Below are 22,774 nucleotides of genomic sequence, written 5' to 3'. Positions count from 1 at the left end.
CTGATAATGGCGACCAAGGCTAAGAAATCCCAAGGGGCAGAAGACGCCCCCCTGATCGATCTCAACGAATCGACGCTCAAGAAGATGATCGCGAAGGCGAAGCGCAAGGGCTACATCACCTATGATGAGCTCAACGAAGCGCTGCCCAGCGACCAGATGAGCGCCGACAAGATCGAGGATATCCAGACCGCGCTGTCGGATATGGGCGTGCAGATCGTCGAGAGCGCTGAAGATGCCGAGGACGAGGATGAAGGCCCCGAGGAAATCGCGCCTGCTGGTTCCGATGTCGCCGACGGCCCGAAGCAGAACGTCCCCGAAAAGAAGAAATCCGTCGCCGGCGAAGGCCGCACCGATGATCCGGTGCGGATGTATCTGCGCGAAATGGGCGCGGTGGAACTGCTCAGCCGCGAAGGCGAAATCGCCATTGCCAAGCGGATCGAGGCCGGCCGCGACACGATGATTATCGGCCTTTGCGAAAGCCCGATCACGTTCCACGCCATCATCATGTGGTCCGAGGCGCTCAATAACGAGGAAATGCAGCTGCGCGAGATTCTCGATCTCGATGCGATGCTTTCCAAGGAGCCTCCGGTCGACAAGATGGAGGACGGCGAAGACGATGATGACGGCGAGATTTCGGAAGAAACCGCCGGCCCCTCCATCCGCGACGATGACGAGGATGAGGAAGAAGACGAGGACAGTGAGGACGAGGACGGCGAAGGCACCTCCAAGCAGCGCGACGACGATGATGAAGAAGACAACACCATGTCGCTCGCGCAGATGGAAGCCGCGCTAAAGCCCGACGCGCTCGAACGCTTTGCCCGCATCACCGATCTGTTCAAGAAGTTCGAGAAATTGCAGGCCGAACGGGTCGAAACACTCGCCAATGGCGAGGCTTTCCCCAAGGCCAAGGAAAACAAGTACGAATCCTTGCGCGAAGAGCTGACCGCCGAGGTCGAAAGCGTGCAGTTCCACGCGACCAAGATCGAATATCTGGTCGACAATCTCTACGCCTTCAACCGTCGTCTGACCGCGCTGGGCGGCCAGATGCTGCGTCTGGCCGAGCGCCAGAAGGTGAAGCGGATCGACTTCCTCAATTCCTATGTCGGCAACGAGCTGGATGAAAACTGGCTCGCCGAAAAGGCGAAGAAGGACAAGAAGTGGGCCGCTTTTGCCGAGAAAGAGGCCGACGCGGTGGAACGTATTCGCGTCGAAATCGCCGATATCGCCAGCCAGACTGGCATGAGCCTCACCGAATTCCGCCGCATCGTGAACATGGTGCAGAAGGGCGAGCGCGAGGCGCGTATTGCCAAGAAGGAAATGGTCGAGGCGAACCTGCGTCTGGTGATTTCCATTGCCAAAAAATATACGAACCGTGGCCTGCAATTCCTTGATCTTATTCAGGAAGGCAATATCGGCCTGATGAAGGCGGTCGACAAGTTCGAGTATCGCCGCGGCTACAAGTTCAGCACCTATGCCACGTGGTGGATCCGGCAGGCGATCACCCGCTCGATCGCCGATCAGGCGCGCACCATCCGTATTCCGGTACACATGATCGAGACGATCAATAAGCTGGTGCGCACCAGCCGCCAGTTCCTGCACGAACAGGGCCGCGAGCCGACACCCGAAGAAATGGCCGAACGCCTCTCCATGCCGTTGGAGAAAGTGCGCAAGGTGATGAAAATCGCCAAGGAGCCGATTTCGCTGGAGACGCCGATTGGCGACGAGGAAGATTCGCACCTTGGCGATTTTATCGAGGACAAGAACGCGATCATCCCCGTGGATGCGGCGATCCAGGCGAACCTCAAGGAAACCGTCACCCGCGTGCTCGCCAGCCTCACCCCGCGTGAAGAACGCGTGCTGCGGATGCGCTTCGGCATCGGGATGAACACCGATCATACGCTGGAAGAAGTCGGCCAGCAGTTCAGCGTGACCCGCGAACGCATCCGGCAGATCGAGGCGAAGGCTTTGCGGAAGCTCAAACATCCGAGCCGCAGCCGGAAGATGCGGAGTTTCCTGGATCAGTAGTCACTTCTCGGGATCGCAAATATGAAGAGTTACTTCGCGTCCGCCGCAGCGCTGCTGCTGCTTCCGGTGCCCTCCGCGTCCTTCGCGCAGGAGGCCGAGACGGCGGCTGACGCAGAGCAGGTCAGCAATCTCGAACTGGCGCGCGAAGTAATCGAATTGGGATTTCCCGAAGAAACGCGGATAGGTTCAATGCTAGGTGTTGCCGATCAGTTGATTGCGCAAATGCGTGCTGGCAACCCGCAATGGCAATCCGACCCGCGCTTGGAGCGCGTGTTTGACCGCTTTGCTGCCCGCGTGTTGGAGACAACCAGCGATGTCCTGTCGCGGCATATCGATGACATGATGGAAGGGATGGCGCTGGCTTATGCAGATTCCTTCTCGCGCGAAGAGTTGCTTGCCATTCGTGAATTTGTGTCATCGCCCGCCGGACGGGGATTTCTGACGCGCGTCACCAACCTGAACACGCACCCCGCCTATGCCGAAGCGAACCAAGCCTATATTGACGAATACATGACCTATATGCCGGGGCTGCAGCAGGAGCTCCTGCGCGATCTGACGGAAACGCTGAGCCAGTCGGAAGGTGCAAAGGGAGGCGATTAGTCGCTCTGCCTAGCGCAATGCCCCTGATCCTCTTCAACAAGCCGATGAACGTGCTGTCGCAATTCACCGATCGCGGCAGTCCGACGCAGCGCGCGACGCTTTCCGATTACATCGACATTCGCGGTGTCTACCCCGCAGGCAGGCTCGACCGGGATAGCGAGGGGCTGTTGCTGCTTACCGATGACGGGCGGTTGCAGGCGCGGATTGCTGATCCGAAATTCAAGTTCGCCAAAACTTACCTCGTGCAAGTCGAAGGGGAGCCTTCCTCCGATGCCATCCGGCAACTCGCGCAAGGCGTCGATCTCAATGACGGCCGCACGCGCCCTGCGGAGGCGGAGCGGATTGATGATCCGCAGCTCTGGCCGCGCGATCCGCCCGTGCGGTTTCGCAAGAGCGTGCCCGATAGCTGGCTCAAACTCACGATCCGCGAGGGGAAAAACCGCCAAGTTCGGCGAATGACAGCGGCGGTGGGCCACCCGACCCTGCGCCTCGTGCGCATCAGCATCGGCGATTGGTCGCTGGGCGATCTCCAGCCGGGCGAATGGCGGGAGGGCTAACTAACTCCCCTCCCCTTGGGGAGGGGCTCGGGGTGGGGGTTCCACGCCAATTTGATGCCGAACCCCCATCCCAACCGTAGGCGCTGCGCGCCGTCTTCGACTCCCCCAAGGGAAGGGCTCTTGATCGCACAATAGACTCCCGCCCCGTGCTGTGGCATTCGCGGTTTCGGAGAGGACAGACCCGATAGTACAAATCAAGGATCGTCCGCGTGCCCACTCCTGCTCCCAAAACCATCGCCCCAAAATCGATAGCAATCGTCAGCCAGAAGGGCGGCTCGGGCAAGACGACGCTCGCTTTGCACCTCGCCACGCGCGCAGTGGAGGCGAAGCATCCGGCCTGCGTCATCGATACCGATCCGCAAGCCACCGCCGCGGCTTGGGGCGATTGGCGCGGCGATTTCTTGCCCACGGTTGTCACCGCTCCCCCCGCCCGGCTCGCGCGCACGGTCGAAAATGCGGGCAAGCAAGGGCTGGGGTTGACCGTGATCGACACCCCGCCCCACGCCGAGGCGGCCATGCGCGAGGCGATCAAGATTGCCGATCTGGTGCTGATGCCCACCCGCCCGCGCGCCTTCGATCTCCATGCGCTGGAAGCCATTGCGGAAATGGTGCAATTCGCCGGAACAAAGGCTTTTGTGGTGCTCAACGCCGTGCCCGCCCGCGCGACAAAGCAGGTGGCCGAGGCGACCGAAGCTGCGAAGGCGCTCGGGCTCGAAACCTGCCCCGTTACGCTGGGAGAGCGGGCAGATTTCCACCGCTCCTCCGCAAAGGGCGAAGTGGCGGCGGAAATCGATGCCAATGGCAAGGCCGCGCAGGAAGTCGCGGCATTGTGGAAATGGGCGGCAAATCAGCTGGGGCTGAAAGCCTAGATCCAGCGCCGCACTTTGGCGCGATAGGCCGCGAATTGCGGGCCAAACCGCGCCGCCAGCGCTGCTTCTTCCGGCATGATCTGGAAGCGGGTGATGTAAAGTACGAAGACGGCAATGCCGAGCAAGCTCGCGCCATTGCCCAGCCACATGCCCCAGCCTGCCAGCAGCAGCGCCATCCCGAGATACATCGGATTGCGGCTGATCCGGTAGAGCCCATCGGTTACCAATTCGCTCGCCCGCTCCGGCACCAGTGGATTGACGGTGGTGCGCGCGCGGATGAAGGCGGCGACAGCCACCAGCTCAATCGCCAGACCAGCAGCGGCCAACACGGCGGCCAGCACCATCTGGCCCGGCACCGAAAAGGCGGCTTGCGGAACGCTGTTCGCGGCAAACCACATCAAGAATGCGGTCAGCAGCCCGATAACGGGTGGGGGAATCCGGTTGTTCATTTCCCCCTCTTAATGCGCGGGACGTTGCGGCGGCAAGCGTGCCAGCATCGGTTCGCCAAGACATTCGTCTGCGGCCAATGGCGAATGGGCGAAAACTGTGTTGCAAGGGGTGGAGAATCGCTGCCCCCTCCCCTATGTCGCCTGCCATGCGTATCGCCATTGCCTCCGACCATGCCGCGACCGACCTGAAGGCCGAACTGCGCGACTGGCTTATCGAACAGGGTCACGAAGTGGCCGATCTTGGCCCCGCGCCGGGCGAAAGCGTCGATTACCCCGATTATGGCCGCAAACTGGCTGAAGTCGTCGCCGAAGGCACGGCGGAACGCGGCGTGGCTCTATGCGGCAGCGGGATCGGCATTTCGATCGCCTGCAACCGCAATCCCGCGATCCGCTGCGCCTTGGTCTCCGAACCGCTTTCCGCTGCCTTGTCGCGCGAGCACAATAACGCCAATGTCATCGCCATGGGCGCCCGCCTGACGGGCGGCGAAATGGCCAAGGCGTGCCTTGCCGCCTTCCTCGAAACAGAATTTGCTGGTGCCAATGACCCAAATAGCAGGCACCAGCGCCGCGTTGACAAGCTCTCCTGAAACGGAACCCCCTATGGCTACCCAAGAAATCATCACGCCCGATATGTCCCGCTTCTGGAGCGACAGCCTGGCCGAGGCTGATCCCGATATCGCTGCAGCGATCAACAAGGAACTCGCCCGCCAGCGCGACAAGATCGAACTGATCGCGAGCGAGAACATCGCTTCCAAAGCCGTGCTCGAAGCCGCGGGCAGCGTGTTCACCAACAAATATGCCGAGGGCTATCCGGGCAAGCGCTATTACGGCGGCTGCGACTATGCGGACGTGGTGGAAACGCTGGCCATCGAACGTGTGTGCAAGCTGTTCGGCTGCAATTTCGCCAATGTGCAGCCCAACTCCGGTTCGCAGATGAACCAGGCGGTGTTCCTCGCCCTGCTCCAGCCGGGCGATACCTTTATGGGGCTCGATCTCAATTCGGGCGGCCACCTGACGCATGGCTCGCCGGTCAATATGAGCGGCAAGTGGTTCAATCCGGTCGCCTACGGGGTCGACAAGGATAGCGAGACGATCGACATGGACACGGTGATGGCGACCGCGAAAGAGCACAAGCCCAAGCTCATCATCGCCGGTGGCACCGCCTACAGCCGCATCTGGGACTGGGCAGCCTTCCGCAAGGTGGCGGATGAAGTCGGCGCGATCCTGATGGTGGATATGAGCCACATTTCCGGTCTGGTGGCTGGCGGCGCGCACCCCTCGCCCTTTCCCCATGCTGATGTGGTGACCTCCACTACGCATAAGAGCCTGCGCGGCCCGCGTTCGGGGATCATCCTGTGGAATGACGAAAAGTTTACCAAGCCTTTCAACATGGCGGTCTTCCCGGGAATGCAGGGCGGCCCGCTGATGCATATCGTCGCCGCCAAAGCCGTAGCCTTTGCCGAGGCGCTGCAGCCGGATTTCAAGCTCTATGCCCACGCGGTGGTCGAAAACGCCCGCGCGCTGGCTGCCAGCATTGAGGAAAATGGTCTGCGCATTGTTTCGGGCGGCACCGACAACCACTCTATGCTGGTTGACCTGACTGCGATGGATGTGACCGGCAAGGCGGCGGAGAAGGGCCTCGACCGCGCCTATCTCACTTGCAATAAGAACGGCATCCCCTTCGACATGCGCAGCCCGTTTGTGACGAGCGGCATCCGCCTTGGCACGCCTGCGGGCACAACGCGCGGATTTGGCCCTGCCGAGTTCCGCAAGATCGGTGCTATGATCTGTCAGGTCGTCGAAGGGATGAGTCGCAACGGCGAAGATGGTGACGCACAGGTGGAAGAGCGCATTCGCCGCGAAGTTGGCGAATTGTGCGCGAATTTCCCCGTCTATCCGGGAATGTAAGAGAGATGACGAACGATCCGCGTCGCAGAGACGATAATGATATTGACCGCTTCATCCTGAAGGATGCGGTGGAGGAAGCCAAAGCGATGGGGCGCGAGGGTCTCTCGCATCCGTCGGTCAAGCCGGTGGCTGTCGGCGCTGCCGTCGGCGCGGTTGCGGCGGGCCTTCTGCCGATTGTCACCTGGCCCATCGGCTTGGTCGTGGGCGCGGGCTTCATGCTCTACAAGCGGGTCAGACCGTAAGCGTTCATGCGGTGCCCCTTTTGCGCGCATGATAACAGCCAGGTCAAAGATTCGCGCCCGACCGAAGACAACACCTCGATCCGACGCCGTCGCCAGTGCGAGGGGTGCGGCGCGCGTTTCACCACGTTCGAGCGGGTGCAACTACGCGAGGTGACGGTCGTCAAATCGGGCAGCGATGGCGGCGAAGTGCGGCGCGAGGCTTTTGACCGCTCCAAGATCGAACAATCGGTCGCGCTCGCTGTTCGCAAACGCGGGATCGAGCAGGAGCGGATCGACCAACTCGTCTCGGGAATCCAGCGGCAGGTGGAAACCGCCGGTGAAAGCGAAATCGCTTCCGAACGCATCGGGCAGATGGTGATGGACGGGCTGCGGCAATTGGACAGTGTCGCCTATATCCGCTTCGCCAGCGTCTATCGCGATTTCAGCGAGGCGAAGGATTTCCAGGACTTTGCCAGCGCCGTGGAAGAAGCCGGTGGGCGCGATGCCGCTGGAAGCTGAGCCACCCGTCATTGTGCTTGTCCGCCCACAACTGGGTGAGAATATCGGCAAGGCCGCGCGCGCCATGCTCAATTTCGGGCTGACCGAAATGCGCATCGTTGCCCCGCGCGATGGCTGGCCCAATCCGTCCGCCGGGCCCGCAGCCTCGGGCGCGGATATCGTGCTCGAACAGGCGCAGGTCTTCGACACCACGGCAGAGGCGGTGGCCGATTGCGCGCACGTCTACGCTACCACGGTGCGCAAGCGCGGCGTGACCAAGCCCGTGCTGACCCCCGAACAGGCGGCACGCGAAGTGCCGCAGCAGGCCGGGCGCAGCGCCTTCCTGTTCGGGCCGGAGCGGTCGGGACTGGAGACCGACGACGTGGCGCTGGCCCGCACCATTGTGACCGCGCCGATCAATCCCGAATTCGGCTCGCTCAATCTAGCGCAAGCGGTAATTCTGGTGGCGTATGAGCTGTCCAAGAATGCCGATCTGGCCATGCCGACGCGGGATGAGCTCCTGCCCCCTGCCCCGCAGGGAGAGTTGGAGGGCCTGATCGCGCATCTGGAGCGGATGCTCGAACCCCGCGACTATTTCTTCCCCGAAGCCCGTGCAGAGACCACGCGGCGCACCTTGCGCGGGGTGCTCACCAAGCCCGGCTGGAACCATCTGGAAGTGCGCACCCTGCGCGGGGTGCTGACGACGCTTGCGCGGCAACCGCGCGGCGATGATTGATCCGCTTCCCGCTTGACTTCCGCGCCCGCGCCGCTAATTGCGCGACCTCGCGACAAATTGGCTCCGCACCCCGGTGAAGCGGTAGCCGCGTCTGGCAGCAGGTCAGGCGGTGCGATGCCGGGTTGAATGGCTGCCATCGGGGTGGCCCAGCAAATTGAAGGATACGTCTCATGACGAAGCGCACCAGCGCCAAGCACAAACTCGACCGCCGGATGGGCGAAAACATCTGGGGTCGTCCCAATTCCCCGGTGAACAAGCGTTCCTACGGCCCCGGCCAGCATGGCCAGCGTCGCAAGGGCAAGATGTCGGACTTCGGCCTGCAGCTGCGCGCCAAGCAGAAGCTGAAGGGCTATTACGGCGACGTCACCGAAAAGCAGTTCAAGGCAACCTACAAGGCGGCCAGCCGCATGAAGGGCGACACCGGCCAGAACCTGATCGGCCTGCTGGAACGCCGCCTCGACATGATTGTGTACCGCGCCAAGTTCGCGCCGACGATCTTCGCCGCGCGCCAGCTCGTCAGCCACGGCCACATCAAGGTGAACGGCGTGAAGTGCAACGTTGCCTCGCGTCGCTGCGATGTGGACGATGTGATCTCGCTGGGCGACAAGGCCAAGGAAATGGCACTGGTCATCGAAGCGCAGAGCCTGCCCGAGCGTGACATCCCCGACTACGTTTCGGTGGATGGCAATGACAAGGTGAACTTCATCCGCGTGCCCACGCTGGACGAGGTGCCCTATCCGGTGACGATGGAACCGAACCTGGTGGTCGAGTTCTACTCGCGCTAATCCTTCGGGTGTTGCGACAAAAAGGGGCGGTCCTGCGGGGCCGCCCTTTTCGTTTGTGGGGTGCGCAAAATTGGCATCGCAAGTCTCGCTGCCGCTCCCTTGAGGGAGGGGCAGCGAGACTTGTGAACGTAGTGAACTAGTCGCAGCGGGGTAGGTGTTCGACGCCGGAAATTACGTCCGAACCCGATCCCACTCGTCAAATTCGTAAGCAATCGAGCCTTCGACCAGCACTTCCCAGATTTCGCCGATCACGGCTTCGGGAAGGCCTGCTGCGCGCGCTTCTGCCTGTGCCGCCGCGATCACCGCCGCTTTGCGTTCCTCGTCGCGCACCACATCGCGGCTCGGCTTGATGCGGGCCGCCGCGCGCATATAGCCGAACCGCCGAGCGAGCAGCGCCACCAGCTCGCGGTCGGTCGCATCCACGCCCTCGCGCACTTCGGGCATTGTGGAACAGTCTTCGGGCAGTTTTGGCATTAGGCGTCAGGCTTTCAGGTAATCGCGGCGAAAGTTTCGGGCGAAATCATCGAATGTCCCCGCGCTAATGGCATCGCGCATCGCCTGCATCAACTGCTGATAGAAGCTGAGATTGTGCTCGGTGAGCAGCATCGCGCCGAGGATCTCGCCGCTCTTGTGCAGATGGTGGAGATAGGCGCGGCTGTAGCTGGTGCAGGTCGGGCACGGGCAACGCGGATCGAGCGGGCCGGTATCCTCCGCATGGCGGGCATTGCGCAGATTGACCGGGCCATCCCAGGTAAAGCCTTGCCCGTTGCGGCCCGAGCGGGTCGGCAGCACACAGTCGAACATATCCACCCCGCGCTCCACCGCGCCGACCAGATCGTCGGGCTTGCCGACGCCCATCAGGTAACGCGGTGCGTCTTCGGGCAGCATGGCGGGCGCGTAGTCGAGCACGCCGAACATCGCCTCCTGCCCCTCGCCCACGGCAAGGCCGCCAATAGCGTATCCGTCGAATCCGATGGCGCGCAGCGCCTCTGCCGAATGGCCGCGCAGCTCTTCGTTCAAGGCACCTTGCTGGATGCCGAACAGGGCCGCGCGCGATGCGTGTTCCTGCCCACTGTCAAACCCGTCGCGGCTGCGCTGCGCCCAGCGCATAGACAGCGCCATGCTCGCCGCGATCTCGCTCATCGGGCGGTCGGCACGCGGGCATTCGTCGAACGCCATCACGATGTCGGAGCCGAGCAGGCGCTGGATTTCCATGCTGCGCTCAGGGGAAAGCATATGCTTCGAGCCGTCGATATGGCTTCGGAACTCCACGCCTTTCTCGGTCAGCTTGCGCAAGTCCGAGAGGCTCATCACCTGATAGCCGCCGCTATCGGTGAGGATCGGTCGGTTCCAGCGCATGAACTGGTGCAAGCCGCCCAGCTTGGCCACTCGCTCCGCACCGGGGCGCAGCATCAGGTGATAGGTGTTGCCGAGGATAATGTCCGCACCGGTCGCGCGCACATCTTCCACCTTCATCGCCTTGACGGTGCCCGCCGTGCCCACCGGCATGAAAGCAGGCGTGCGGATCGTCCCGCGGCGCATTTCGATCTGCCCGGTGCGCGCGCGGCCATCGGTCGCGTTCAGCGTGAAGCGGAAGCGGGGCTTGTCAGAAGCCATAGATCAGCGTGAAGCGCGTCAGCGTGTCGGTCGTTTCAGCACCCACGCCGGGATTGCTGTCATATTCGACGGCCCAGGACGCCCGCGCGCGCAGATTGCCGATAATCGTCGCTTCGAGCCCGGTCGTCGCGGTAATGCTGGTGTTCGCGCTGTCGATCACCACCAGCGCCTCGCCTCCGGTTTCGACCGTGGAGTTGGCGTCCTGCGTCAGCTTGATCGTATCGCTGATCTGCCAGTCGAAATCTACGCCGAACAGCGCGGCAAGGTTCTGGTTGCGGCGGCCATCGGTGAAATCGGTGACGCGGTAGGCCGGCCCGGCCTTGATCGAGAGATGCAGCCCATCGGAATTGAGCACACGGTATCCCAACCCGCCCGAGACGACGTAGCGTTCCGCATAGCCTTGCCGGTTGTCACGCTCGAACTGGGCAAGGCCGAAGGCGAACAGGTCTTCGTCAATCTGGTAACGCGGTTCATACTGGGCGAGCAATTGTTCGCGCGTTGTCGTTCCGTCCTGTCGCCGATAATCGGCAGCAAAGCGCAGGCGATGCTGCCAGTTGATCCCGTCGCGGTTCAGGCTCAGCGCAGTTGAGACACCGATTTCATCGGTATTGCCGGAGGACTGGAAGCCGCCGATCTGCCCTTCCCCGCTCCAATTCTCAAACAGGCCCGCCTGCCGGATCGCCTCTTGCTGGGCCGCAGCAGCGGCGGCAGCACGCTGCGCCTGCGCAGCCTGATAGGTCTGCCAGCGCGCGTCGATTTGCGCTGCGCTTTCGGGGAAGGCTGCACGGGCCGCGTTGAACACCGCTTGCACGTCGTCGGCATCGCCATTGGCAATCGCCGCGTCGATCATCGCTGCGGCGGCTTCGGGGAGTGGCGGCGCCGCATCCTGCGCGAAAGCAGGTGTGGCGAGCAGAAGGAGCGGAGCAGAAAGGGAAAGCAGTCTGGTCATGCCGCGCCTGCTAACGCCTCATTCGCGCAGACGCCAGCCTGTCTTGAATATCCACGCGATAATCCCGACGCAAACCAGCAAGAACGCCAGCGTCGCCCCCAGCGATACCGCGATGGGCAGGTCGGATTCGCCAATGAACGTCCAGCGCAGCCCGTTCACCAGATAAACCACCGGATTGACGAGCGAGATCGTGCGCCACGGCTCGGGCAGCATTTCGAGCGTGTAGAACGTGCCGCCAAGGAAGGTGAGCGGGGTCAGCACCAGCAGCGGCACGATTTGCAGCTTCTCGAAACTGTTCGCCCACAGCCCGATGATAAAGCCTAGCAGCGAAAAGGTCGCCGCCACCAGCAGGATATAGAAGAAGGCCAGCACTGGATAGGCGATCTGGTAATCGATAATCAGCGCCGCCGTTCCCAGAATGATCGCGGCAAGGATCAAAGACTTCACCGCCGCCGCGCCGACAAAGCCGATCAGCGTTTCGACCACGCCGACGGGTGCGGAGAGCAGCTCGTAAATCGCGCCGGTGAATTTGGGCATATAGATCCCGAAACTCGCATTGCTGGTGCTTTCGCTGAGCAGGGTGAGCATCAGCAGGCCGGGCACGATAAAGGCACCGTAGGGTACGCCTGCGGTCGTCTCCACCTGCCGCCCCATCGCCGCGCCGAACACGACGAGATAGAGCGAGGTGGTGATCACCGGTGAGAGGATCGAGCCGAAAGCAGTGCGGAACATCCGCATCAGCTCGTTCTTGAAGATGGCGTAGGCGCCGCGCAGGTTGAGATGCATCACGCCGCCTCCTCTTCGCGCTGGTGGACAAGATCGACGAAAATATCCTCCAGCGTGCTTTCGCGGGTATCGAGGCCGGTAAAGCCGATGCCCTGGCGGGTGAGTTCCTGCGCCAGTTCTGCGATTTCGCGTTTGCCCTTCCCTGTCCCGTCGCCGCCGCGATAGACGAGGCTTTGGCCATCCTTTTCCAGATGCAGCGGATAGGCGGAGAGGCTCGTTGGCACTTCCGCCATCGCCTCGGCCAGTTCGAAATGCGCTTCGGTGCGGCCGAGCTGCGCCATCATCGCGTCTTTGTCATCCACCAGCAGGATTTCGCCTGCATTGATGACACCCACACGGTCGGCCATTTCCTCGGCTTCTTCGATATAGTGGGTGGTGAGAATGATCGTCACGCCGCGCGCGCGCAGCGCGTCGATCTGCCGCCACATATCGCGGCGCAATTCCACATCGACGCCCGCCGTCGGCTCGTCGAGAAATAGCAGTTCTGGATCGTGGCTCAGCGCCTTGGCGATCATCACCCGCCGCTTCATCCCGCCCGATAGCTGGCGGATCTGCGCATCGCGCTTGTCCCACAGGCTGAGGCTTCTGAGGATCTCCTCCACCTTCGCCTCGTCCGGCGGGCAGCCGAACATTCCGCGCGAATAGCGCACCTGCCGGATCACCGTATCAAACATGTCGAAGCTGAGTTCCTGCGGCACCAGTCCGATGCGCCGACGCGCGGTCTTCCAGTGCTTGGCGATATCGAGCCCGAATGCGTGCATCGTCCCGCCCGTAGGCCGAACAAGCCCGCACACCGCGCCGATCAGCGTGGTTTTGCCCGCACCATTGGGGCCGAGCAACGCGAAAATCTCGCCCTTGCGGATCGCCAGATCAACGCCCCTGAGCGCCTGTACTCCGCCGGAATAGGTCTTTTCGAGACCGCGAATGTCGAGAATGGATTCCATCGTGCGCAATGTGGAGACGATTGCTCTCCGCTCCAAGCCCAAAAGCGCGCGAGCACAATTTGGGCTTGCACTTGGCCACTGCTTTGGGGAACATGGCGCAACGGGCCGCACCGCAGCGAAACAATCGCGCGCACATCTCGAGGGGGAGAATGCGATGCCTTGTCCGACGATCCATGAATTTGCCGCCATGGCCGATGCGATCTATTCGCCATCCAACAGCGTTTTGGTGCCCAATTACACCCGCATCAGCTTTCGCGAACGCTCCAATGGCTTCAAGGGCGGCCTCTACCGCCAGTCCAGCGGCAGGAACCAGACCAATATCATCGCCTTTGCCGGCACCGACATGAGCGGCGAAGCGGGTACCGACATTCGCGATCTCGCCGCCGACGTAGGCTTTGCGGGACGCAGTGTGACGCTGGCGGTCTATATCACCAACCCCGCTGCGGCGATCTCTATCGAGCTCGGCCGCCAATTGCTCGAGTGGCAGTTTCGCGAAGCACTTGCGTTGGTGCGCGATACGCTCGGCACGGCAGGGCATGGCAGCACCACCTATGTCGTGGGCCATTCGCTGGGCGGCGGCTTGTCGCAAATGGTGGCGGCGGAGCTGGGATTAAAAGGCATGGCCTTCAACGCGCCAACAACCTCGCAGCTCGGCTATTCGATCAGTCCCGCCAACCGCTTTTTGTGCGTGAACCAGTGGAACGACCCCGTCTCGCTCGCCACCAAGGCGATCGGCAACCATCTGGGCGAGGAGCTGATTATCAACAACGGTACCAGCGGAATGGACGCGCACAGCATGACGAACATTGTCAGCTATCTCGCCAGCAGCGGCGGCAATTATTACGGCCAGCAAGTACGGTTCTAGGCAGGCAACAATAGGCTCGAATCGCCGTAGCTGTAAAAGCGGTACTTCTGCGCGATGGCGTGTTCGTAAGCCGCCAGCATCCGTTCGCGGCCCATCAGCGCGCTCACGAGCATCATCAGCGTTGATTTGGGCAAATGGAAATTGGTCATCAGCCCGTCGACGGCTTTGAAGCGATAGCCGGGCGTGATGAAAATGTCGGTGTCGGCGGCGAAAGGCTGGATTGTGCCATCCGACCCCGCCGCGCTTTCCAGCGTGCGCAGGCTGGTGGTGCCCACCGCGATAATGCGCCCTCCCGCAGCGCGTGCGGCGTTGAGGCGCGCGGCGACGTCAGCCGTGATGCGGCCCCATTCGGAATGCATCGCGTGATCGTCTGTATCCTCGGCCTTCACCGGCAGGAAGGTGCCTGCGCCGACATGGAGCGTGATCGTCTCGCGCTTCACCCCGCGTGCATCGAGGGCCACGATCAGTTCGGGCGTAAAGTGTAGCGCCGCCGTGGGCGCGGCCACCGCCCCGTCCTCGCGCGCGAACATCGTCTGGTAATCCGCGCGGTCGCGTTCGTCGGTGGGGCGCTTGCCCGCAATGTAGGGCGGCAGCGGCATGCTGCCCGCACGTTCGAGCAGCACTTCAACCGGCTCCTCGCCCGCGAAGGCCAGCGTGAAGGAGCCATCGGGATGGCGCGTTTCGGCAATGGCGGTTACTCCGCCGCCGAACACCAGCTCGTCACCCTCGCGCACGCGCTTGGCATTGCGGATAAAGGCCTGCCAACGGCGCAAATCCTCGCGCTTGTGCAAGGTCACGCCGACCTTTGCCTCACCACGCCTGCCCTCCAGCTGCGCCGGGATCACGCGGGTGTCGTTGAACACCAGCACATCGCCGGGTTCGAGCAGATCGGGCAGGTCGCGCACGCCCTTGTCGGCAAACGGCTCGTCCCCGCGCACCAGCAACATCCGCGCCGCATCGCGCGGCACCGCAGGGCGCAGCGCGATCAGCTCTTGCGGCAGATCGAAATCGAACAGGTCAACCTTCACCGAACGTGCGCCCCACCGGTCGGTAAAGGCCTACTCGCCGGCGGGCGCGTTGAGCATATCCAGGGTGATGACTGCATCCTCCGCCGGAGCGTCAGGCCGCGGCATCATTTGCGGGATGTTGTCCGCCGCGATGGAAGCCTGCAAAACCCGCGTGGGGTTTGCCGGCGGCTCGCCACGCGAAATCGCGTCGACGGCTGCCATATTGTGAATGACGCGGCCGAAATTGGTGTAGTTCCGGTCGAGCGCGAAAGTCGGGTAGAAGACGATAAAGAACTGGCTGTTCGCGCTGTCTTCATTGCCGCCCTCGCGCGCCATCGACACGGTGCCGCGCACATGGGGGAGGAAGTTGAATTCGGCTTCCAGATCGGGGAGCGTCGAGCCGCCCTGCCCGGTGCCCGTCGGATCGCCCGTCTGTGCCATAAAGCCGTCGATCACGCGGTGAAAGGGAACGCCGTTATAGAACCCGTCGCGGGTCAGCGTCTTGATCCGCTCAACATGGTTGGGCGCCCATTGCGGGACCAGACGGATAGCCACCCGCTCTCCGGTCGACAAATCGAGCAGGAGGATGTTCTCGCGGTCTTCATTCATGTCGAAATTGACGCGCAGCGGCATATCGCCGAATTGCGGAATGGCCGATTGCACCTGCTCGACAGCGGGCTGGAGGTTGGTTTCCTGCGCCGTGGCAGAAGTGGAAACCATCGTAAGTGCGGCAAGCGCCGAAAGCGCGAAAGTGCGAAACATAAATCCCATCCGGGTTGAAGTCCTCAGTATGCCCGCGGTGTTAGTGGCGGCGGGCTGACAGTTCAATGAACATCTCCCCTCCCGCTTGCGGGAGGGGCTGGGGGAGGGAATGTAAAGTGCGGTGATATAATGACAGGCCCTCCCCTGACCCCTCCCGCAAGCGGGAGGGGAAAATCCTATCATAACTCGCCCCGCCGCCCGATCTCGGCAACGCGTGCCTCCACCGCATCCTTTACCTGCGGCGGGACGAAGGGGGCAATATCGCCGCCATAGAGAGCGATTTCCTTTACCAGCTTGCTGGCGATGGGTTGCAGCGAGATATCAGCCATCAGAAATACAGTCTCGATGCTGGCATCGATCTGCTGGTTCATCCCGGCCATCTGGTATTCGTATTCGAAGTCGGCGACCGCACGCAGGCCGCGAATGATGACGCCTGCGCCAACATGGCGGGCATATTTCATCAGCAGCGCATCGAACCCGCGAATCTCGACATTGGTCAGGCCGAGCCGCGCGACTTCCGCCGCCATCATCTCCATCCGCTCGTCGGTGGTGAACATCGCGGTTTTGCTGGGATTGGTGGTGACGCCGATAATCAGCCGGTCCACCAGCTTGGCGCCGCGCCGGATAATATCCGCATGGCCGAGCGTGCAAGGGTCGAAAGTGCCGGGATAGAGGCCGATGCGCTGGCCGCTCACCTGTCCCGCTCCACAATAAACCGTGCCAGCGCGCGCAGCAGGTCGGCTTCGCTGCCGTGGCTCGCGAGGTGGCCGATCGCCTGATCCGCCAGCGCGTGGGCCTGTGAGCGTGCGCCGTCGACGCCCATCAGGCTGACGAACGTCGCTTTGCCCGCATCGGCATCCTTGCGCAGCGCCTTGCCCGCCTTGGCCTCGTCGCCCTCTTCATCAAGCAAGTCGTCGGCAATCTGGAAGGCGAGGCCGATATCGCGGGCGTAGTTACGCAGGTGCGAGCGCCCCTCTTCCGGCACCTTGGCGAGGATCGCGCCCATTTCCACCGCCGCGCACAGCAGCGCGCCGGTTTTCAGCTGTTGCAGCCGGGTAATCGTGTGCAGATCGAGATCGCCGCCGACTTCCTCTGCCGCGATGTCCATCACTTGCCCGCCCGCCATGCCCTTATGGCCGCTCGCGCTTGCCAGCGCATGGACAAGCTCGGCGCGGATCCACGGATCGTTGCTCACCTGCCGCCCGCCGAGAATCTCGAACGCCAGTGCGTGGAGCGAATCTCCCGCCAGCACCGCAATCGCCTCGTCAAACGCCTTGTGCAGCGTCGGCTTGCCGTGGCGCGTATCATCATCGTCCATGCACGGCAGATCGTCGTGGATCAGCGAATAGACGTGGATCGCCTCTATCGCTGCCCCCGCATAGACCGCCGCCGCACGGCTCGCCCCATACATTTCGGCAACCGTCGCCAGCAGCAGCGGGCGCACCCGTTTGCCACCGCCGATGGCAGCATAGCGCATCGCCTCCACCAGCCGCGCCGAATTGTCGTCCGGCACCGGCAGTAGCGCGTCGAACGCGTCGTCGATTTCCTGCTGGATGCGTTTCAGCCCGCTGCCCAGAATATCATTCGCCACAACGAGTTCCATCAGTCCGCATCGAAGGGCTGGGTGCCCTGCGCCTTGCCGTCGGGCCCGGCGACAATCTTCTCGATCCGCGCCTGCGCCGCATCCAGCCGCGCCTGGCAATGCTGGCGCAATTTCTCGCCCTGTTCGTACAAGTCGATGCTCTCATCGAGCTTCGCCTCGCCGCTTTCCAGCTTGCGCACCACCTCTTCGAGCGCCCGCAGCGCGTCCTCGAAACTCATCCCGGCAATGTTCGGACTATCTCCCATATCGGGAACCTTTGGCCCGCACGTGCATCGGGGTCAAGCAGGCCAAGCCAAGGGGAGCGGGTTATGAAGTGGATTATTGCCTATATCGCGGCAGCGATTGCCTTCGGAGTGCTCGACAGCTTCTGGCTCCGCTGGGCCGCGCCCAATCTCTACCGGCCCGTGATCGGAGAAATTCTGGCCGACAGCTTCCGCATGGGGCCAGCCTTGGCGTTCTATACAATCTATATTGCGGGCATGGTGTGGTTTGGCATCAAGCCGGGGATCGACAGCGGCAATGTGTTGCAAGCGCTGCTCAACGGCGCGCTACTCGGTCTGGTCTGCTATGCGACCTTTGACCTCACCAGTCAGGCGGTGATGAAAGTGTGGGCGACGCACATTTCGGTGGCCGACATCGCTTGGGGCACCTTCGCCACCGGCGTGGCAAGCGCGGTGAGTTGTTGGGTGGTGCTGCGCTTCTTTCCCTGAACGTGCGGAGTTTTTTAAGGGGAAGTTGGGGCCGAAGGGCTAGCGAGGAGGCGCAGGCGAAGCTAAGGCGCGTCCCATGAGCGAAATCACCCCCGAAGTGGTCGAACAGCACGGCCTCAGCCCCGAAGAATACGACCGCGTTCTGCACGCCCTCGGGCGCGAGCCGAACCTTGTCGAACTGGGCATTTTCTCGGTCATGTGGAGCGAGCATTGCTCTTACAAATCGAGCCGCCTGCACTTGAAAAAGCTGCCGACCGAAGCGCCGTGGGTGATCTGCGGTCCGGGCGAGAACGCCGGTGTGATTGATATAGGCGACGGCCAGGCTGCCATCTTCAAGATGGAGAGCCACAACCACCCCTCCTATATCGAACCATATCAGGGCGCGGCGACGGGCGTGGGCGGCATTTTGCGCGACGTGTTCACCATGGGCGCGCGCCCGGTGGCGAATGCAAACGCACTTCGTTTTGGCCGTCCCGATCACCCGAAGATGAAACATCTGGTGCAAGGCGTCGTCGCAGGGATCGGCGGATATGGCAATTGCGTCGGCGTGCCGACCGTGTGCGGGGAGACCAATTTCCACCCCGCCTATGACGGCAATATCCTTGTCAATGCGATGACGGTGGGCGTCGCCGATGCGGACAAGATTTTCTATTCCGCCGCGACAGGTGTGGGGAACCCCATCGTCTATGTCGGCTCCAAAACCGGGCGCGACGGGATTCACGGTGCGACAATGGCCAGCGCCGATTTCGGCGAAGATGCCGATGCCAAGCGCCCCACGGTGCAAGTGGGCGATCCTTTCACCGAAAAGCTGCTGATCGAAGCCTGCCTCGAACTAATGGCGACCGACGCGATTGTCGCCATTCAGGATATGGGCGCAGCCGGCCTCACCTCCTCCAGCGTGGAGATGGCGACCAATGGCAAGGCGGGCATCCGGCTCGATATGGACAAGGTGCCATGCCGCGAGGAAGGCATGACGCCATACGAAATGATGCTGAGCGAAAGCCAGGAGCGGATGCTCATGGTGCTGAAGCCGGGCAAGGAAGCCATGGCAGAAGCGATCTTCAAGAAGTGGGAACTCGATTTCGCGGTCATCGGCGAAGTCACCGATACGCGCCATATGGTGCTCGAATGGGGCGGCGAAGTGGTGTGCGACATTCCGCTCGGCCCACTGGCTGCTGATGCACCGCTGTATGACCGGCCCTATCTCAGCCGCGAGGAATATACCGCGTGGGCGGGCATCACTCCGATCACCGAACGGCCCGACAGCGCCAATCCGGGCGCGGATTTGCTAACGCTGCTCGCCAGCCCCAACCTCGCGTCGAAAAGCTGGATCAGCGAGCAATATGACAGCCAGGTCGGCGCGGACACGCTGCAAACCGGCGGCGATGCGGGCGTGGTGCGCGTTCACGGGACGCGCAAGGCGCTCGCCATCAGCACCGATTGCACCCCGCGCTATGTCTTTGCCGATCCCTATGAAGGCGGCAAGCAGGCGATTGCCGAGGCATATCGCAACCTTTGCGCGGTGGGCGCGCGTCCCTTGGCGGTGACCAACTGCCTCAACTTCGCCAACCCGCAGCGGCCCGAGATAATGGCCCAGCTTGTCCACGCGCTCGCCGGGATGGGCAAGGCGTGCCAGTATCTCGATTTCCCCATCGTCTCGGGCAATGTCAGCCTGTATAACGAAAGCAAGGCGACGGGCGGCGGTTCGGCCATCCTCCCCACGCCTGCGATTGGCGGGGTCGGCCTGATCGACGATTACGCGCAGATGATGACGATGCCGTTCAAGGCGGCGGGGGAGACGATCTATCTCATCGCGCCCGAAGCCTGGGCAACACCCGATCCGTCCCGCTCGCATCTCGGCAAATCGCTCTGGCTGAGCGAAGTACATGGCCGCGACGAAGGCCGCGCGCCGCCGGTCGATCTGACGCTGGAAAAGGCTGCGGGCCGCATCGTGCGCGAACTGATCACTGACGGTCTGGTGAGCGCGGTGCACGATATCTCCGATGGCGGCCTTGCCGTCGCGCTCGCCGAAATGGCGATGGCGAGCGGTATCGGAGCCGATGTGCAGGCGGACGACAAATACACCGCTGCACAGTGGTGGTTCGGCGAGGATCAGGGCCGCTACATCATCACCGTGCCCGATACGCAGGCCTTCAACGAAGCGCTCGCCAAGGGCACCGAGAATGACGAGACGGCTGCGGTCGGCTTCACCCGGATCGGGACAACCGGCGGCGACAGCCTGCTCGGCGTGAGCATCGAGGATATGCGCAAAGCACATCGCAGCTTCTTTGAAGGGTGGATGGGTTGAGCCAAACCCACCACCCCTTCCCGCCGCTGCCCGACTATTCAGATGCGGAGCGCATTGCCCGCGCCAAGGCCGCTTACGAGCAACTGAAGACCCGCCATTCGTGCCGTGATTTCTCCGACGCGCCCGTTCCGCGCGAAGTGATCGAACATGCCATTCGCGCGGCGGGCACCGCGCCCAATGGCGCCAACCACCAGCCGTGGCATTTCGCGGTCATCCACTCGCCGGAGAAAAAGCGCGCCCTCCGCGAGGCGGCCGAAGCCGAAGAGCGGCGCTTTTACGGCGCGGATGGCGACGCGCCCAAGGCAAGCGCAGAATGGCTCGGCGCGCTTGCCCCCATCGGCACCGATGCGTCCAAGCCGTTCCTCGAAACCGCGCCATGGCTCATCGTGTGCTTCGCCCAGCGCACCGGCGGGATCGCGGAAGATGGCGAGACGCAGAATTACTACGTCAATGAAAGCGTCGGCATTGCGTGCGGGATGCTGATAGCCACGCTGCACGATGCGGGGCTGGCGACACTGACGCACACCCCCTCCCCCATGGGTTTCCTGCGCGATCTGTGCGGTCGTCCAAAGAACGAAAAGCCGCTGATGATAATCGTCGCAGGCCTGCCGGGCGAGAATGCGACGGTACCCGAGCACGCGGTCAAGAAGAAGCCGCTCGAACAGATTGCCAGCTGGCTTTAGGCCACCCAATCCTTCTCCGGAATATCCAACAGCTTCAGCAAGCTCGTCAAATCACCGCGATCCACCCAGCCATTAGCTGCGGCGCGGGCCTTGGGTTTGGCGCGATAGGCGATGCCATAGCTTGACGCCTGCAACATCGGGATATCGTTAGCCCCGTCGCCTGCGGCCATGCTGACGGCGTTCTCGCCCAAAACCGCCACTTCCTCGCGCAAGACCGCTTCCTTGGTCGCGCTGTCGACAATCGCGCCCACGAGGCCGCCGGTCAGCTTGCCGTCCGTGACATCCAGCCGGTTACCGACCACGCGCTCGAAGCCGAGTTGCCCGGCGACCCGGTCGGCGAAATGGTGGAAGCCGCCGGTCACGAGCACGGTGCGGCAGCCCTTGGCCTTGAGCGTTTCCACCAGCACCTGCGCGCCCGGGGTCGGGCGGATGCGCTCGGCGAGGCACTGGTCAATCGCACTTTCGGCCAATCCGGCGAGCAGACCGACTCGCTCCCGCAGCGCGCTTGCAAAGTCGAGCTCGCCCTGCATCGCCCGCTCGGTGATGTCCGCCACCTTCTCCTTCAGTCCGGCGAAATCGGCGAGTTCGTCGATGCATTCCTGCCCGATCATGGTCGAATCCATGTCCGAGACGAACACGCGCGGAAAGGCGAAGGGCCCGCTCGCCACAATCGCGTCGCTTTCGGGGAAATGCGCGTCCAGCGCAGCGCGGAACGCCACCATATCGGTGCCCGGGCTTTCGATCTGCAATACGTCACCGCAGAATTCGCGCATCACCGCGTTGGCCACCGGCACCGCGCCGTCCGCAAGCTGCGCCGTCATCGCGTCGAGACGGGTTTCCAGTATGGCGGGGTCTGCTATCAGACGGGCGATGAGCACTTCGGCAACTCCTGCGCAAAACAAGGTCGCGCTCATCGCAGGGCCAACCGCGAGCGGCAAGTCCGATCTGGCGGTGCGGCTGGCAAAGGCGTGGGAAAGCGCGCGCGGCGGCGGTGCGGTGGTCATCAATGCCGACAGCGCGCAGGTCTATGCCGATCTGCGCGTGCTCTCCGCTCGGCCCGACGAGGAGGAGATGCAGGGCGTGCCGCATCGCCTGTTCGGCACGTGGGACGGGGCGCAGGCGTGTTCGGCGGTGGATTGGGCGGAGAAGGCGAAGGCGGAGATCGCCATCGCCCATGCTGCGGGCGCGTTGCCGGTACTGGTCGGGGGCACCGGGATGTATCTGCAAGTCCTGCTCGACGGGATTGCGCCGATCCCTCCCATCGACCCCGACATTCGTGCGGAAATCCGGGCGATGGACGTTAGCCAAGCATACGCAGCCCTGAGCGTAGAAGACCCCGAACGCGCCGCAAAGCTCGCACCCTTGGATTCGCAGCGGATTGCGCGTGCGCTGGAGGTTGTTCGGTCTACAGGTGTCACGCTGGGCGAATGGCAGAAGCGCAAAGCAGGCAGCATCGCAGGCGACATCGACCTGCATCCGCTTGTCCTGCTCCCCGAACGGGAGTGGTTGTATGATCGCTGCGACCGGCGGCTGGAGATCATGGCGGCAAATGGCGCTGTTGCGGAAGTCGAAGCGCTGCTCGCCCGCAAGCTCGACCCCGATCTGCCCGTTATGCGCGCCATCGGTGTGCGCGAGTTTGCAGGCTTCGGTCGCGGCGAATGCACGCTGGAAGAAGCGATTGCCCTCGGCCAGCAATCCACCCGCAACTTTGCCAAGCGGCAATACACCTGGTTCCGCAACCAGCCTCCGCCCGAATGGCCGCGTATAGACTCCAGAACGGTCGATATTCGCGCACAATTCGACATATTATTTCACGATTAGCTGTTGACAGGACATTTTCGAAAAGCTACTTCGCGGATCGAGAGAACGGAACTATGGCCCGGCAGGAGCAA

The 22,774-nt window shown here is 62.7% G+C and carries 27 protein-coding genes; 15 read left to right on the top strand and 12 right to left on the bottom strand.

From position 1 onward, the window contains the following. Positions 1-6 precede the first annotated feature (6 nt). The 4 genes from rpoD (at position 7) to GC121_RS11440 (ending at position 4,051) form a co-directional block, all read left to right on the top strand. Positions 7-2,025 carry an RNA polymerase sigma factor RpoD gene (gene rpoD, locus GC121_RS11455; protein WP_151974472.1) on the top strand — a complete coding sequence of 673 codons (2,019 nt, stop codon included), beginning with the start codon at positions 7-9 and terminating at the stop codon, positions 2,023-2,025. A gap of 21 nt (positions 2,026-2,046) precedes the next feature. Next, a complete protein-coding gene (locus GC121_RS11450) occupies positions 2,047-2,625 on the top strand; it encodes a DUF2059 domain-containing protein (RefSeq protein WP_151974470.1) in 579 nt (192 codons plus the stop codon). 17 nt (positions 2,626-2,642) lie between these two features. Then, on the top strand, positions 2,643-3,182 hold the full coding sequence (locus GC121_RS11445; RefSeq protein WP_151974468.1) for a pseudouridine synthase: 540 nt from the start codon (positions 2,643-2,645) through the stop codon (positions 3,180-3,182). 209 nt (positions 3,183-3,391) lie between these two features. Continuing rightward, positions 3,392-4,051: a ParA family protein gene (locus tag GC121_RS11440; protein WP_234421220.1), complete on the top strand. Its 660-nt coding sequence runs from the start codon at positions 3,392-3,394 to the stop codon at positions 4,049-4,051. Here the strand turns inward: GC121_RS11440 and GC121_RS11435 are convergent. After that, entirely contained in the window at positions 4,048-4,500 is a 453-nt protein-coding gene (locus GC121_RS11435; protein WP_151974466.1) for an isoprenylcysteine carboxylmethyltransferase family protein, read from the bottom strand. The genes GC121_RS11440 and GC121_RS11435 overlap by 4 nt on opposite strands. Before the next feature lie 146 nt (positions 4,501-4,646). Between GC121_RS11435 and rpiB the strand changes: the two genes are divergently transcribed. From rpiB to rpsD, 6 genes are all read left to right on the top strand, one after another. Then, on the top strand, positions 4,647-5,087 hold the full coding sequence (gene rpiB / locus GC121_RS11430; RefSeq protein WP_151974464.1) for a ribose 5-phosphate isomerase B: 441 nt from the start codon (positions 4,647-4,649) through the stop codon (positions 5,085-5,087). Positions 5,088-5,100: 13 nt separating this feature from the next. After that, a complete protein-coding gene (gene glyA, locus GC121_RS11425; protein ID WP_151974462.1) occupies positions 5,101-6,408 on the top strand; it encodes a serine hydroxymethyltransferase in 1,308 nt (435 codons plus the stop codon). Positions 6,409-6,413: 5 nt separating this feature from the next. Beyond that, positions 6,414-6,650 carry a hypothetical protein gene (locus tag GC121_RS11420; RefSeq protein WP_199857843.1) on the top strand — a complete coding sequence of 79 codons (237 nt, stop codon included), beginning with the start codon at positions 6,414-6,416 and terminating at the stop codon, positions 6,648-6,650. 6 nt (positions 6,651-6,656) lie between these two features. Then, positions 6,657-7,148, top strand: a complete 492-nt coding sequence (nrdR, locus tag GC121_RS11415) for a transcriptional regulator NrdR (RefSeq protein ID WP_151974460.1) — start codon at positions 6,657-6,659, stop codon at positions 7,146-7,148. Continuing rightward, the gene (locus tag GC121_RS11410) at positions 7,132-7,863 is read left to right on the top strand and encodes an RNA methyltransferase (RefSeq protein WP_151974458.1); all 732 of its coding nucleotides are present in this window, start codon (positions 7,132-7,134) and stop codon (positions 7,861-7,863) included. The genes nrdR and GC121_RS11410 overlap by 17 nt, the downstream gene beginning before the upstream one ends. Positions 7,864-8,033: 170 nt before the next feature. Continuing rightward, positions 8,034-8,648 carry a 30S ribosomal protein S4 gene (gene rpsD / locus GC121_RS11405; protein WP_151974456.1) on the top strand — a complete coding sequence of 205 codons (615 nt, stop codon included), beginning with the start codon at positions 8,034-8,036 and terminating at the stop codon, positions 8,646-8,648. A gap of 171 nt (positions 8,649-8,819) precedes the next feature. On the opposite strand, the gene GC121_RS11400 is transcribed toward rpsD, so the two are convergent. The 5 genes from GC121_RS11400 to GC121_RS11380 are packed head-to-tail and all read right to left on the bottom strand — an operon-like array spanning position 8,820 to position 12,944. Beyond that, positions 8,820-9,092, bottom strand: a complete 273-nt coding sequence (locus GC121_RS11400) for a chorismate mutase (RefSeq protein WP_234421218.1) — start codon at positions 9,090-9,092, stop codon at positions 8,820-8,822. Positions 9,093-9,128: 36 nt separating this feature from the next. Then, positions 9,129-10,265, bottom strand: coding sequence for a tRNA guanosine(34) transglycosylase Tgt (gene tgt / locus GC121_RS11395; protein ID WP_151974452.1), 1,137 nt, complete (start codon positions 10,263-10,265; stop codon positions 9,129-9,131). Then, positions 10,255-11,214 (bottom strand): YdiY family protein, encoded by a 960-nt coding sequence (locus GC121_RS11390; protein ID WP_151974450.1) that lies wholly within the window; start codon positions 11,212-11,214, stop codon positions 10,255-10,257. The genes tgt and GC121_RS11390 overlap by 11 nt, the downstream gene beginning before the upstream one ends. Before the next feature lie 18 nt (positions 11,215-11,232). Beyond that, entirely contained in the window at positions 11,233-12,000 is a 768-nt protein-coding gene (locus GC121_RS11385; RefSeq protein ID WP_199857934.1) for an ABC transporter permease, read from the bottom strand. Continuing rightward, complete coding sequence (locus GC121_RS11380; RefSeq protein WP_151974446.1) at positions 12,000-12,944, bottom strand: ABC transporter ATP-binding protein; 945 nt, start codon at positions 12,942-12,944, stop codon at positions 12,000-12,002. The genes GC121_RS11385 and GC121_RS11380 overlap by 1 nt, the downstream gene beginning before the upstream one ends. A 154-nt stretch (positions 12,945-13,098) precedes the next feature. Here GC121_RS11380 and GC121_RS11375 point away from each other — a divergent pair, with 154 nt between their 5' ends. Further along, complete coding sequence (locus GC121_RS11375) at positions 13,099-13,809, top strand: hypothetical protein (RefSeq protein ID WP_151974444.1); 711 nt, start codon at positions 13,099-13,101, stop codon at positions 13,807-13,809. Here the strand turns inward: GC121_RS11375 and queA are convergent. The 5 genes from queA to GC121_RS11350 all read right to left on the bottom strand — a co-directional run bounded on the left by queA (position 13,806) and on the right by GC121_RS11350 (position 17,426). After that, positions 13,806-14,837: a tRNA preQ1(34) S-adenosylmethionine ribosyltransferase-isomerase QueA gene (gene queA, locus GC121_RS11370; protein WP_151974442.1), complete on the bottom strand. Its 1,032-nt coding sequence runs from the start codon at positions 14,835-14,837 to the stop codon at positions 13,806-13,808. The genes GC121_RS11375 and queA overlap by 4 nt on opposite strands. Before the next feature lie 30 nt (positions 14,838-14,867). Continuing rightward, entirely contained in the window at positions 14,868-15,578 is a 711-nt protein-coding gene (locus tag GC121_RS11365) for a peptidylprolyl isomerase (RefSeq protein ID WP_151974440.1), read from the bottom strand. A 179-nt stretch (positions 15,579-15,757) separates the two neighbouring features. Next, entirely contained in the window at positions 15,758-16,273 is a 516-nt protein-coding gene (coaD, locus tag GC121_RS11360; protein WP_151974438.1) for a pantetheine-phosphate adenylyltransferase, read from the bottom strand. Next, the gene (locus GC121_RS11355; protein ID WP_151974436.1) at positions 16,270-17,181 is read right to left on the bottom strand and encodes a polyprenyl synthetase family protein; all 912 of its coding nucleotides are present in this window, start codon (positions 17,179-17,181) and stop codon (positions 16,270-16,272) included. Before GC121_RS11355 ends, coaD begins: the two co-directional genes overlap by 4 nt. Continuing rightward, positions 17,181-17,426, bottom strand: coding sequence for an exodeoxyribonuclease VII small subunit (locus tag GC121_RS11350; protein ID WP_151974434.1), 246 nt, complete (start codon positions 17,424-17,426; stop codon positions 17,181-17,183). The genes GC121_RS11355 and GC121_RS11350 overlap by 1 nt, the downstream gene beginning before the upstream one ends. Before the next feature lie 63 nt (positions 17,427-17,489). Between GC121_RS11350 and GC121_RS11345 the strand changes: the two genes are divergently transcribed. The 3 genes from GC121_RS11345 to GC121_RS11335 all read left to right on the top strand — a co-directional run bounded on the left by GC121_RS11345 (position 17,490) and on the right by GC121_RS11335 (position 20,882). Next, positions 17,490-17,891, top strand: coding sequence for a DUF2177 family protein (locus GC121_RS11345; RefSeq protein ID WP_151974432.1), 402 nt, complete (start codon positions 17,490-17,492; stop codon positions 17,889-17,891). Positions 17,892-17,967: 76 nt separating this feature from the next. Continuing rightward, positions 17,968-20,199 carry a phosphoribosylformylglycinamidine synthase subunit PurL gene (purL, locus tag GC121_RS11340; protein WP_151974430.1) on the top strand — a complete coding sequence of 744 codons (2,232 nt, stop codon included), beginning with the start codon at positions 17,968-17,970 and terminating at the stop codon, positions 20,197-20,199. Continuing rightward, positions 20,196-20,882, top strand: coding sequence for a nitroreductase family protein (locus tag GC121_RS11335; protein ID WP_151974428.1), 687 nt, complete (start codon positions 20,196-20,198; stop codon positions 20,880-20,882). Before purL ends, GC121_RS11335 begins: the two co-directional genes overlap by 4 nt. Here the strand turns inward: GC121_RS11335 and serB are convergent. After that, a complete protein-coding gene (serB, locus tag GC121_RS11330; protein WP_370513750.1) occupies positions 20,879-21,796 on the bottom strand; it encodes a phosphoserine phosphatase SerB in 918 nt (305 codons plus the stop codon). The genes GC121_RS11335 and serB overlap by 4 nt on opposite strands. Here serB and miaA point away from each other — a divergent pair. Then, positions 21,753-22,703: a tRNA (adenosine(37)-N6)-dimethylallyltransferase MiaA gene (gene miaA / locus GC121_RS11325; protein ID WP_151974426.1), complete on the top strand. Its 951-nt coding sequence runs from the start codon at positions 21,753-21,755 to the stop codon at positions 22,701-22,703. The genes serB and miaA overlap by 44 nt on opposite strands. Positions 22,704-22,774: the final 71 nt, after the last annotated feature.

The sequence above is a fragment of the Erythrobacter sp. EC-HK427 genome (assembly GCF_902498745.1).
Lineage (GTDB): Bacteria > Pseudomonadota > Alphaproteobacteria > Sphingomonadales > Sphingomonadaceae > Alteraurantiacibacter.
This window is presented reverse-complemented; position numbering and strand designations above follow the sequence as displayed.